Genomic DNA, 12,215 nt, shown 5'->3' with positions numbered 1-12,215 from the left:
CCGGAGCTTACCGTTTTTCGACCTGCTTCAACACCTCGTCGACGATCTGTTCCGGCGACAGTTCGATGCTCACCGTCACCGCCTCGTCTGGACCCGGTTCTTCGAGCGTGTCGAGCTGGCTCTGCAGCAGCGACGGATCGAAGAAGTGACCGGTACGAGTGGTCAGACGTTGTTCCAACACCTCGCGCGAGCCTTTCAGATAGACGAAGCACACGTCCTTGTCGCCGTCGCGCAGAATGTCGCGATACGAGCGTTTCAGCGACGAACACGTGAACACCGCCGTCTCGCCCGCCTTCTGCTTTTCTTCGATCGCGGCGCGGATAGTTTTGAGCCACGGCCACCGGTCTTCGTCGGTGAGCGGAATGCCGTGGTGCATCTTCTCCTTGTTGGCGGCGCTATGAAACGCGTCGCCGTCGGTGAACGCGCAGTGCAGGCGTTCCGCCAGCATCTCGCCAATTCTCGTTTTGCCGGCGCCCGACACGCCCATTGCGATCAGAATCATCAAAAACTCCTTACAGGACCGCCGCTAGCGCGAAGGTCAAGCCCAAACCCATCAGCGAAATGATGGTCTCGAGGAGCGACCATGTCTTGAAGGTCTGCCCCACCGTCATACCGAAGTATTCCTTGATCAGCCAGAAACCGCCGTCGTTCACGTGCGAGAAAATCAGCGAGCCCGAGCCCGTTGCCAGCACGAGCAATTCCGGCTTCACTTGCACGCCGCTTGCCGCGGCGATAGGCGCGACGATGCCGCAGGCAGTGGTCATTGCGACCGTCGCGGAACCCGTGGCAAGACGGATCAGCGCCGCGACCAGCCAGCCGAACAGCAACGGCGACAAGTGCGCTGCGGTGGCCGCGGCAACGATTTCCTTCGAAATGCCGCTATCCATCAGCACGCGCCCAAAACCGCCGCCCGCGCCGACGATCAGCGTGATGCCCGCGATCGGTGCGAGACATTCGCCGCAGAATTTCTGGATCTGGTCGCGATTGAAGCCACGGCTCGCACCGAAGGTCCAGAAGCTGACCAGCACCGCGATCAGCAGCGCGACGTCCGAGTTGCCGACGAAATGCAGCAGATCGTTCGGCAAGGTCTTCGGCGTGAACACCAGGTCGGCCCAGCTACCCACCAGCATGAGAATCACGGGTAGCAGAACCGTGAAGAGCGTGATGCCGAAGCTCGGCAGTTCGCGCTTCGGCGCTGTGCTCGTTGCACCGTTTGCTGCACCGTTCTGCGCGACGTCGTCGTGACCGAGGAATTGCGCGGCCAGTGCGTTTTCTTTCGGCAGCTTGACGTAGCGGCTGATCAGCAGCGCAAACAGCGGACCGGCGACGACAGCCGTCGGCACGCCGACAATCAGGCCGTAGGCGATCGTCTTGCCGATATCGGCGTGATACTGCTGCACCGCGAGCATTGCGGCCGGATGCGGCGGAATCAGCCCGTGCACGACGGACAGACCCGCGACCATCGGCAGGCCGACCAGCAGCAGCGATTTATTGGTGCGCTTCGCGACGTTGAAGGCAATCGGAATCAGCAGCACGAAGCCGACTTCGAAGAACACCGGCAGACCGACGATGATCGCGACGACCATCATTGCCCAGTGAATATTCTTCTCGCCGAACCAGTTGATGAGCGTCGTGGCGATGCGTTCGGCGCCGCCGGATTCGGCCATCATCTTGCCGAGCATCGTGCCGAGCCCCACCACCACCGCGATGTGACCCAGCGTGTTGCCGTTGCCCGTTTCGAACGATTTGACGATGGTCGCCATCGGCATGCCGGACGCGAGCCCGAGCAGCAGCGACACGATGATCAGAACGAGGAACGGATAGACCTTGTAGCGCGTGATCAACAAGATCAGCAAGGCAATGGCGATTACCCCGAATACCAGCAGCGTGCTGCCGTGAACAGCTTCCATGAAGCTCCTCCTTTTGCGTTATTGATTGTGGGTGCGGAAGACAGCAGCCACCTCGTCTCATGGCGACGGCGCGCATCAGAAGTGTGCGAACCGCGCGGACGCTGAATTTTACTGTTTGTTGTCTTGAAATGCCCGCGAAACTAGCGAGCATATTTGCAACGAAGCCTCGCCGCGACAGCCGGACAGGCTGTATCGACGAGGCTTTTAACTTCTGGCTCGCTGACCGGGCTAAATGCGGCGGATCGGAACTAGTGAGCAGGCGCGGCCAATTGGCTCGCGGCGCGAGCGAGACGCGTGACTTCGTCCCAGTTCTGCGCGGCCAATGCGGCCTTCGGCGTGAGCCATGATCCGCCAACGCACACCACGTTCGGCAGCGACAGGAAGTGCGTGGCCGTTTCCGCAGTGATGCCGCCGGTCGGGCAGAACTTCAGCGTCGGGAACGGGCCATGAAAAGCTTGCAGCATGGGCACACCGCCCGCTTGCTGAGCCGGGAAAAATTTCACGATTTCGTAACCGAGTTCGAGCGCGGTGATGATGTCGCTCGGCGTCATCACGCCTGGCAGAAGCGGCAGTCCGGCGTCCTGCGCAGCCTTGTGCATGTCCTTCGTGAGGCCTGGCGAGACGCCGAACTGCGCGCCCGCTTTCTTCGCCTGAGCGCAGTGCTCAGGCCGGGTGATCGTGCCGACGCCGACCACGATGTCATCGGCAAGGTGGCTCGCACGCTCAATCGCTTCCAATCCGGCAGCCGTGCGCAGCGTGATTTCGAGCACCTTCACGCCGCCCGCATGCAACGCGCGCGACACGTGTTCGCCCTGCTCGGCGGAGTCGAACGCAAGCACCGGAATCACCGGACCGAGGCGCACGATATCGCTTACTGTTTTCGACGTCATTGTCAAACTCCTTGTTTCTGCCAGCTGCCGGTTGGCGCGCTTGGCTGGCTGGATTGGCTGGCTCAGTTGGCTGGCTCAGTTGGCTGGCTCAGTTGGCTGACTTGAGGGCCAACTTAGTCGGTTTAGCCAGTCGGGTTGTTCAATCGGCTTAGCCAGTCGTGTTGGTCAGTCGTGTTAGTCAGTTGCCCGCTTAGTCGCGTTAGTCGATTACCCTACTCGGTCCGGTTCGTACCTGTCTTGCCCAATCGGCTCGGCCAGTTAGCCCACCACCCGGCTGAGGCCGCTTACCCCGCGTGCGTGGTGCTCGCAACAGTTACGCCCGGCTCACCCACATGCCTGGTGGCAGGCGCCGTGTGCTCGCCGTGCGAAGCCGCACGCTCGCCAACCATCGGCCCGAACACCGACGCGCCCTGCTCCGCCGGCGCTGCCGCCGCGCGAAACACACCAAACAGTTCGCGGCCAAAACCGACTTCGTTCTCCGCCTGATGCTGCGGCACGGCGTTCGGGCGCGCAGCCCACTCGGCCGCGTCGATCTCGATGTCGAGCACGCCGGCTTCTGCGTCGATCACCAGCATGTCACCGGTGCGGACCTTACCGATCGGGCCTTGCAACAGCGCTTCCGGCGACAGATGAATCACCGCGGGCACCTTACCCGACGCTCCCGACATGCGCCCGTCCGTGACCAGCGCGACATGGAAACCTTGATCCTGCAACACACCGAGCAGCGGCGTCAAACGATGCAGTTCCGGCATGCCGTTTGCCCGCGCGCCCTGAAAACGCACCACGGCAATGAAATCGCGCTTCAGCTCGCCGTTATCGAACGCTTCCTGCACGGCTTCCTGTGAGTCGAAAACGATGGCCGGCGCCTTCACCTTGCGATGCTGCTGCGCGACCGCCGAGATCTTGATCACGCCGCGTCCGAGCTTGCCCTGCATCAGACGCAGGCCGCCGTCCGCCTGGAAAGGCTCTTTGATGCCGCGCAACACCGAGGTGTCTTCGCTTGCCTGTACGCCCGGCACCCACTGCAGCTTGCCGTCGAGGAGCTTCGGTTCTTCCGTGTAGTGACTAAGGCCCTTGCCGGCCACCGTGTTGACGTCTTCATGCAGCAATCCGCCTTCGAGCAGATTGCGCACGAGGAATGCGACGCCGCCGGCGGCGTGGAAATGATTCACGTCGGCCTTGCCGTTCGGATAGATCTTTGCGAGCAGCGGCACCGCTTGCGACAGCGTGTCGAAGTCGTCCCAGTCGATCACGATGCCCGCCGCGCGCGCGATGGCGACGAGGTGCAGCGTGTGATTGGTCGAGCCGCCCGTCGCGAGCAATGCGACGATACCGTTGACGATCGCCTTTTCGTCGATCACGTGACCAATCGGCATGTAGTTGCCGCGCTCGACAGTCAGATCGAGCACGCGGCGCGCGGCCTGCGCGGTCAACGCGTCGCGCAACGGCGTATGCGGATGCACGAAAGCCGAGCCCGGCAGATGCAGGCCCATGATTTCCATCAGCATCTGGTTGCTGTTCGCGGTGCCGTAGAACGTGCACGTGCCGTGGCCGTGGTAGGCGGCGGCTTCCGCTTCGAGCAGCGCGTCGCGGCCGCACTGGCCGGTTGCGAACCGCTGGCGCGTCTTGGCTTTATCGTCGTTCGAAAGACCGCTCGTCATTGGGCCGGCCGGCACGAAGATGGTCGGCAGATGGCCGAACTGCAGCGCGCCGATCAACAGGCCCGGCACGATCTTGTCGCAAATGCCAAGGCACAGCGCCGCGTCGAACATGTTGTGGGTGAGCGCGACCGCAGTGCTCATCGCGATGACTTCGCGCGAGAACAGCGACAGTTCCATGCCCGCGTTGCCCTGCGTGACGCCGTCGCACATGGCCGGCACGCCGCCCGCGAATTGCGCGACGCCGCCGTTTTCGCGCGCGGCCTGCTTGATGATGTCCGGGTAGTTTTTGTACGGCGCGTGAGCCGACAGCATCTCGTTATACGAAGACACAATGCCGATGTTCGGCTCGCGAATCTGCTTGATGACGAGCTTGTCGTTGCCTTCGAGGCCCGCGAAACCGTGGGCCAGATTGGCGCAAGAAAGCGCGCCGCGCGCCGGGAACTTGCCCTGCGCCTCATGAATGCGCGCGAGATACGCCTCGCGGGTCGGCTTGCTGCGTTCGATCACGCGCTGCGTGACCTTTGACAATTGCGAATGCGGGGAAACCATCGGAGCTCCTTCGTCGCTGGCGGCAGGCGCGCGGACATGATGCAAGGTAGGTATCGCGGGGAGTCGAATCAACCAACGACGGCAATATTAGTAGAAAAACTACACGTTCGCAATCGGAATCCCTGTTGCAATGCGGCATCGCCAATGTCGCGCAATGCCTTGCTGGCGGCTCATCCGTGAAGATTCAGCCAAGACTAGGGATAACACCTACGGCAAGTATGTAGTTTTTGTACATACTCACCAATCAGCTATAGTCCACGCATTCTTCAGCATAGTGCGAGTTTTCCGATGATGCTGTCCCAGGTTGAAGAGATGCGCGAGCAGCTGCGCCCGTCCGAGCGCAAGCTGGCCGATTACGTGATCGAGGCGCCGCGCGAGGTGCTCGATCTTTCGATGACGGAAGTCGCCGCGCGTGCGGGCGTCAGCCAGCCGACCATCGCGCGTTTTTGTCATGCGCTCGGCTTTTCAGGATTCCGTGAGTTCAAGATCCGGCTCGCGCAGGGCATTGCGACCGAAGTGCCTGCCGTTTATCGGGACGTGCGTTCGGACGAACCCGCGCCGGGCGTCGCCGCCAAGGTGTTCGACCGGACGATCGGCGCGCTGATCCAGGTGCGCAACAATCTGTCGTCGGACAGCGTCGCGGCGGCGATCGACGTACTCGCGCAAGCTAAGCGGATCGAGTTCTACGGCGCCGGCGGCTCGGGTATCACCGCGCTCGACATGCAGCACAAGTTCTTCCGGCTAGGCATGCCGAGCGTTGCGTATTCCGATCCGCATACGTTCCTGATGTCGGCAGCGATGCTCGGCGAAGGCGACGTCGTGGTCACGATTTCGAACACGGGGCGCACGCGCGATATCGTCGATGCGGCGAAGTCGGCTGTAGCAGGCGGCGCGAAAGTGATCGCGGTGACTCATGGCAATTCGCCGCTGGCGCGGATCGCCTCGGTAGGACTTTTCGCCAACATCGACGAAGACACGGATATCTTTTCGCCAATGACCTCGCGCACTTCGCACCTTGCGATCGGCGACATTCTCGCTGTGGGGGTCGCGCTCAAACGCGGGCCGGCGCTTGCGGAGAAGCTGGCCGATGCGAAGGAACTGATTGCGCGCAGAAGGATTGGGACAGACGGATGAAGAGTTGCGCAGGGGAACAATCGGTTTTGGTTGTTTGCGGATCTCCCTGAATGCAAAACGGGCTCCCGAGGGAGCCCGTTTTGCTTCGTGTCGCTCGAAGGACACCGAGGTAATCACAACTCTGCGCCGTCGGAGTTCAGCGCCATCAGCAAGCGGCCGCGAATGCGCGCGACCACCTCCGACCAGTCGCCGCCGGGAAGCCTGCGGAACAGGCGCATCGTCGGATACCACGTACTGTCATTGCGCGTGTAATGCCAGCGCCAGTCGCCGAAGAACGGCAGCATCAACCACACCGGCTTGCCCATTGCAGCCGCCACATGCGCGACCGACGTATCGACGGTCAGCACGACGTCGAGCGCGGCGATCGCGTTGGCGGTCTCGTCCATGGTGCTCAGCGAAGCGCCGACATCGTGGAAGTTCGGCAGGCGCTTCGCGTACTCCGCGGCTTCATCAGCGCCTGCGCCCTTCTGCAGGCTGAAGAATTCCGCGTCGTCCACCTTGAAAAGGTCGTCCAGCACAGAAAGCGACGGCAACGACCGCTGCTTGTCGTTCTCATGAGTCGGCGCACCCTTGAACACCACGCCCACTTTCAGCTTGCCCTTACTTTCGGTCAACGCAGCGAACTCAGTCGCGCCCGGCGCGTGCAGGTATGGCACCGACTTTGGCAACGCTTCGAGGTCCAACGCGACGTGTGCCGGAATCGCATGCGGAAACACCCAGTAGTCGTGCGGCGGCAACTCCGCGGCTTGCGCGACGCTAAACACCGTGTCCGCCTCTCCCGAGCGCTCGAACACCGTGACGAGCGGTGCCTGACATACCACCGACACACGCGCGGCGCCACATTGCTCACGCAGAATGCGCGCGAATCGCAAGAAGAAGATTTCGTCGCCGAGGCCGAACTCGCTCCATATGACGATCGACTTGCCGTCGAGCGGCTCGCCTGACCATGCGGGAATCGTCGACGGCGGCTGCACGGTCGTGCGGCGCTGCCATCCGAACTTGCTCATCCACGATTCGCGTGTGCGGAAGCCTTCCTGTATCTTGCCTCGCGCGATGGTGTGCAGCGCGTGATAGAGCCGCGGCAGATGCTGGTCCGGCAGACATTCGATGCATTGAGCCCACAATCCGTCGATATCTTCGATGAGATCCCAGCGCAACCAGGCGAGCATCGCACCGTGGTAGACCTCGAAGCGGTAGGGATACGTTTTCACGGCCAGTCGCCAGGCGCGCAGGCTTTCCTGCGCGTCACGTGCCTTCGACGCAACGTTCATCATTTCGCGGGCGCTCGGTACTGCGCGCTTGCGCAGCACGATTTCGATCGCACATTCGGCGAGGCCACGCGCTGTCTGATCGACATTCGCGCGCCGCTCGTCGTAATTGTCACGTACTAAACTTACGCGCTCGCACGACGCAACCGGCGCGAATGCCCGCACCAGATCCAGCACGTTCACCGATCCGGGCAGCGTTTTCTCCGGCTTGCAGATCGTGAAGCTGACCTTGTGCTCGCGATTGAACGGGCTCGGCCACTTGCCCTTCTCGTACAGATCTTCGTCGGGAACGGTCAGGACCGCATAGCCGCCGGGCTTCAGCAGTTCGAGCCATCTCGCGAGGCCCTGAAACGGATTGGCCAGATGTTCGAGGCAATGGCTCGAGTGCACGAAGTCGAACGATGCGTCCGGCACGCCTGCCATGCGAAGCGCGTCGCCTTGCGGCTTGTCCCATGACACGATCTCCGTCACGCGTGGAAATGCGTGTGCATGCGCGTTCAGCGGATCGTCGCCGGCGCCGATATCGATGCCTTTGCCCGCGAAGTAGTGCTGCTGGAACGACGGGTCGCGTGCGCGACGCATCGCCGATTTACTGGTTTCGTTCATGTTCGTCTCACTGCGCTTCGTGCAGCTTGTCGAGCCACAACGCTTGCATGCGCTCGCCGAGGATTTCCGGGCGGCCGTGGAAAATCAGCTTTTCGATGGCCTTCGGACCCGCCACCGCCGCGCCCAACTCGCGGCGCTCCTGCGCGTTTTCGATCAGGCGCAGCGCGGAAGCCTTGTATTCGTCGTTGGTCTTCGTGATCATCCACTCGGGGAAACCGAGGCGGCGGAACATGCCTTCGTCGATATGTTCATGCACTTCGCGGCCTGTCTTGCAGACACCCACGAGCCCAGCCCACACCGTGTCGACGATTCCGTTCGTGTTGCCGAACGGGAACGGGTTCAGGAACATGTCGCAACCGGCGATCACCTTCATATAACCGGCGTAGCCCTGATGCTTGTGAACGACGGCGTTTTTCCCAAGCAATCGACGGATCAGGTTGCGCACTTGTGGAAACACGAGACCCGTTGCCTGACCCACCAGGAAGTGGAACTCGACCGGCACGCTTGCTTCGCGGGCGATCGCTGCACACGTGTGCAGGAAACCAGGGTTGAGCTTGATCGTCGTGCCGGCTACTGCAATTTTCACGACATTCGACGGCTCCTTCTCGGCCGGCGGTTCCAATTCGAGCATGGCGGCGGGCGCGCGATACGGCATGCCGTCCGAGGGCAGCTTCAACAGTTTTTCGCTGAAGCAGGCTTCGTCGCCCACATAGTCTTCTTCCACCACGACGTAATCCATCGCGTGACCGTGGGTGGTAGCCGGATGACCCAAAGCCATCAATTGCAAAGGCGCGACGCGCAGGCATGCGAGAACCATCGTGATCGGGAACATGCCGACGCTCGGCATGTACATCTGCTGCGCGTTGCGGGCTTCGCTCGTGTCACGCACATGACGCGCGGCTTCCCACACGTTCGCGCCCTGCAGGGGAATGAATTCGTGAAACACCGCCTTGCCGGCGTCGTCGACACGGCCGTCGTAGCCCATGCCGACCAGGTGGAACTTGTCGCGCATCGCGACCAGCGTCTGCGAGTGCGTGCGGTAGATGGAGTGGTTCTTCGAGAACCATTCGAGCACGACCAGCAGCACCGGCTTCTCACCTTCGACACGAGCCGCCGGGCGCGTGACGTCTGTAATTCCAAGCGACCCGAGCTTGCGGCGAATCAGTGCGTTGATCGGCTTCTTGATGTCGTGCTTCGTGGCTATGTCCGCGTAGCTGCAATGCATGTAGACGTCGTGGAGAACGCCCATCGGCAGCAAATCGATGCTGTCGATCTGCTCGAGCCGCTCAGGCAACCAGCGCAGCAGCAGTTCGCGCTTTTGATGCGCCGACGGCGTGCCGAGAAAGCGGGACGACATGATGGTCATCGCAAGCGATGCCGCCATCGTTTTATCGAGTTTCCACAGCGCGTCCCAGTCGAGACGGACTTCCGATTCCGGCAGATAGAAAAGCTGGAACTTGCGGACTTCGCTGTTGCGCAGTTCGATGGCGTTGCGCGCGTGCTCGTCGACGCCAAGCGAACGGAGAATATGGTCGGCGTTGCGGAAGGGGCTGGCGGCAAACATCGCGGCAAGCCAACGCTGGAACAACACCGTGCGACCAATGCCTGAATCGGAAAATGTGAATTTCGGATCGGTCACGAGACTCGTGATCGCGGAAGTGAGGCGCGCGAGCAGGTGGTCGTCCATGATGTCCTGCGCTTCGTTCGACTGCGCCCATACGTCGACGTCCATCAGCACGCCGTAGTGCTGGTCGATCTTGCTGAGAAGTTGCAGCAGTTCACGGCTCGCCTTTTCGTGTTCGCGGCGATAGCAAAGGTATTCGAATTTGTTGATGCTGAATTTCATGACACTCTCCGGGAAGGATTGATGTATTGCTTGCGATGAGGAGATCGGCGCGACAAGCGCCATTGATCGTTAGTGTTTCCAGGTAACGGACAGCCAGTACTGCAGCGGCTTCTTGCCGGGCTCGACCCAGGAAGCCGATGAAAAACCATAAGGTTTGGATACGGAGGCCGAGACGGTTGCGCCAATCGGTGTCAACCAGTCGACGCTCGCGCCGTAGCCGGCCAGCGTGCGGGTGTTGGTGACACCCGGCACGCCGACATAGCTCTTTTCCCAGTTGGCCCAGGGCGAGTGATTCACGCGACCGACAGCGAAGTCGGAAAAGATGCCGAACTGAAGCTGATGCCCCGTGGCCACCGGGATGCGCTGATATAGACCCGCGTTGATGACCACGCCGTCGTCGAACGAAACTTCGTCTGTCCGGTAAGCGCGGACCGCGTCTGGGCCGCCGGCCGTGAGCTTTTCGCTCGAGTCCAGGTTGCGGCTTGCAAATTGCGAATTGACGCGGCCCGTCAGGAAAAGATTGCCGCTGCGCGTCAGTGCGTAGGTGCCGAATCCGGAACCGGTGAGCTTCGCGTAGTTGCCTGCGCGTTGCGGACCGGCGTCGAGCGCGGGCTCGTCGTTGCGCTGATGACCGAGCGTCACGGCTGCCTGTCCGCTCAGAATGTTCGTGCGCAGTTGTTGCGGACGATCGCCGTTGTCGGCTTGCACCGAGAGACGTACAGAATCGAGTGTGCTGTGCGAGGCGAACCCGTAGTCCTTGTAGGTGGTCGCGGCCTGGCTGTGCAGAACGGACGCAGCGCCCCAGACGTTCGCGTCGAGACCACGCATGAATGGATACAGCACGCCCGCCTGAGCAGTGGTGGCGACGCCTGCGACCGGCGTTCCCGCGTTGATCGAATACTGCTGGCGCGTGATGCCGCCCGTCAGACGAAGACCGTCGTCGAAGATCGGCACGCTGCCAGTCAGCGAGCCTGTCCACATCTTCTTGTCGGTGGCCATGAGCGTGAAGGCATAGCTCTCGCCGGCGCCGAAATAGTTGTTGCCCGAAGCGGTGACGCCAAAGCGATAGCTGCCGGTGGACTCGATACCCTGGTTGTCCATGATGAGGTCAGCCTGCATCGGCTTACCTTTTTGCGCGATGCTGAAGACGACATCTATGTCGCCTACGCCCGAGCCGGGAGCAATCTGCGGAGCTTTTTCGATCGCGACGCCTGGCACGTCCTGCAACAGTTGCGTGGAGCGTTCAAGGTGCGGCGTGCTGAGCACGCAGATGCCGTTGACCGAATCGCCGTTGCACAATGCGCGTGAAATGAGGCGCTGCAAGCGCACATCGTCGACGCGGGATTTGTTTTGAACCACGATTTTCCGGATGCGTCCGGGATACACGGTGAACGTCGGCTGGGCGCCTCGTTGGGCGGCGCGCCAGTCGTCGTCGGTCATCAACACCTGCGCGACCGGAAAGCCGCCTTGGCGCAGCGCGTCCGTAAGACGGTCCGACCAGAGATTCACATCGCCCAGGTTCGCGGGAGTAGAGCCGAGCATTGCCGCCTTTTCGCGCAACACCTTTGTCATTGCTACCTCCTCGCGGCTGCCCGCGGGAATCACCTTGAAAGCGACGGCTGCCTGAACGGCTGGCAGACTTGCACTGACAGTGGAAACAGGCTCTGCATGAACGACGCCTGCCGTCAACAACGGCAGAACCCACATTGCCCGGGTGATCTGCCGATTTACTTTGCTTTTGCGCGACAACATCGAATTAACCTTGCACTCAGATTAAATACCATGGCGTCACAATTTGCGGATTTTTCAGCCGAAACAGCGTCGCCCCATGAATAAGAGATTAAGAGTCGAGCGCTTCGAAGCGAATAGGACTATTCCAAAAAAACTCTGAGCATCGCAAAAATGTTTTCGGATTTTGGCGAAGGCGTTAGGGGCCGTCTTTGTTGGCTTCGAGGAAAATTCCGAGAATTACTGATAACGTAAATAGGAATATTCTTAATTGCCCGCGTCGATTACGGATTTTTAGCGGCCAGCTGGTCGATATTCGGCGAACACCCTGTTACTTAATGGTGAATGCCGATTTCTGGAAGGTGAAATGAAAAAAGGGCGGTGCACATGGCACCGCCCTTTGATTTGGCTAGTAGACATTTCGTGGCTAATCGTCCCCAGAAGGACGATTAGCCATTTGCGTTCTCTCCGCACCTCACACCCTTCATGCAGCAGGCGAAAGTGCGGTTCAAAGCGTCAGGCTGCGCCCTTGACCGTGGCGCGTGCCGGGCTGCCCATGGGCGCGAGGCCCATCTTCAGCCAGCCGTGCGACTTGACCACGTACGCCTTGCCGTCCTTCACGC

The 12,215-nt window shown here is 61.2% G+C and carries 8 protein-coding genes; 1 reads left to right on the top strand and 7 read right to left on the bottom strand.

Going from position 1 to position 12,215, the window contains the following annotated elements:
• Positions 1-7 precede the first annotated feature (7 nt).
• The 4 genes from JMY24_RS00040 to edd form a co-directional block, all read right to left on the bottom strand.
• Positions 8-502, bottom strand: a complete 495-nt coding sequence (locus tag JMY24_RS00040) for a gluconokinase (protein WP_128595822.1) — start codon at positions 500-502, stop codon at positions 8-10.
• Between the two features lie 10 nt (positions 503-512).
• The gene (locus JMY24_RS00035) at positions 513-1,910 is read right to left on the bottom strand and encodes a GntT/GntP/DsdX family permease (RefSeq protein ID WP_128595823.1); all 1,398 of its coding nucleotides are present in this window, start codon (positions 1,908-1,910) and stop codon (positions 513-515) included.
• 248 nt (positions 1,911-2,158) lie between these two features.
• Entirely contained in the window at positions 2,159-2,800 is a 642-nt protein-coding gene (gene eda / locus JMY24_RS00030) for a bifunctional 4-hydroxy-2-oxoglutarate aldolase/2-dehydro-3-deoxy-phosphogluconate aldolase (RefSeq protein ID WP_128586333.1), read from the bottom strand.
• A 284-nt stretch (positions 2,801-3,084) separates the two neighbouring features.
• The gene (gene edd / locus JMY24_RS00025) at positions 3,085-5,010 is read right to left on the bottom strand and encodes a phosphogluconate dehydratase (protein WP_128595824.1); all 1,926 of its coding nucleotides are present in this window, start codon (positions 5,008-5,010) and stop codon (positions 3,085-3,087) included.
• A gap of 288 nt (positions 5,011-5,298) precedes the next feature.
• Between edd and JMY24_RS00020 the strand changes: the two genes are divergently transcribed.
• Positions 5,299-6,144 carry a MurR/RpiR family transcriptional regulator gene (locus JMY24_RS00020; protein WP_128595825.1) on the top strand — a complete coding sequence of 282 codons (846 nt, stop codon included), beginning with the start codon at positions 5,299-5,301 and terminating at the stop codon, positions 6,142-6,144.
• 113 nt (positions 6,145-6,257) lie between these two features.
• Here JMY24_RS00020 and JMY24_RS00015 read toward each other — a convergent pair whose 3' ends face one another.
• The 3 genes from JMY24_RS00015 to JMY24_RS00005 all read right to left on the bottom strand — a co-directional run bounded on the left by JMY24_RS00015 (position 6,258) and on the right by JMY24_RS00005 (position 11,436).
• Positions 6,258-8,018, bottom strand: coding sequence for a methyltransferase domain-containing protein (locus JMY24_RS00015; RefSeq protein WP_128595826.1), 1,761 nt, complete (start codon positions 8,016-8,018; stop codon positions 6,258-6,260).
• A 7-nt stretch (positions 8,019-8,025) separates the two neighbouring features.
• Complete coding sequence (locus JMY24_RS00010) at positions 8,026-9,864, bottom strand: peptide transporter (protein WP_128595827.1); 1,839 nt, start codon at positions 9,862-9,864, stop codon at positions 8,026-8,028.
• 69 nt (positions 9,865-9,933) lie between these two features.
• Positions 9,934-11,436, bottom strand: coding sequence for a ShlB/FhaC/HecB family hemolysin secretion/activation protein (locus tag JMY24_RS00005; protein ID WP_236597298.1), 1,503 nt, complete (start codon positions 11,434-11,436; stop codon positions 9,934-9,936).
• Positions 11,437-12,215: the final 779 nt, after the last annotated feature.

Source organism: Paraburkholderia kirstenboschensis, from assembly GCF_904848585.1.
Lineage (GTDB): Bacteria > Pseudomonadota > Gammaproteobacteria > Burkholderiales > Burkholderiaceae > Paraburkholderia > Paraburkholderia kirstenboschensis.
The sequence above is the reverse complement of the archived record's forward strand: the minus strand, read 5'-3'. Positions and strand labels throughout refer to the sequence as shown.

Excerpts from the sequence above, each read along its gene's own strand:
- JMY24_RS00015 (WP_128595826.1), bottom strand. The coding sequence starts at position 8,018 with ATGAACGAAACCAGTAAATCGGCGATGCGTCGCGCACGCGACCCGTCG.
- JMY24_RS00020 (WP_128595825.1), top strand. The coding sequence starts at position 5,299 with ATGATGCTGTCCCAGGTTGAAGAGATGCGCGAGCAGCTGCGCCCGTCC.
- eda (WP_128586333.1), bottom strand. The coding sequence starts at position 2,800 with ATGACGTCGAAAACAGTAAGCGATATCGTGCGCCTCGGTCCGGTGATT.
- edd (WP_128595824.1), bottom strand. The coding sequence starts at position 5,010 with ATGGTTTCCCCGCATTCGCAATTGTCAAAGGTCACGCAGCGCGTGATC.
- JMY24_RS00010 (WP_128595827.1), bottom strand. The coding sequence starts at position 9,864 with ATGAAATTCAGCATCAACAAATTCGAATACCTTTGCTATCGCCGCGAA.
- JMY24_RS00005 (WP_236597298.1), bottom strand. The coding sequence starts at position 11,436 with ATGACAAAGGTGTTGCGCGAAAAGGCGGCAATGCTCGGCTCTACTCCC.
- JMY24_RS00040 (WP_128595822.1), bottom strand. The coding sequence starts at position 502 with ATGATTCTGATCGCAATGGGCGTGTCGGGCGCCGGCAAAACGAGAATT.
- JMY24_RS00035 (WP_128595823.1), bottom strand. The coding sequence starts at position 1,910 with ATGGAAGCTGTTCACGGCAGCACGCTGCTGGTATTCGGGGTAATCGCC.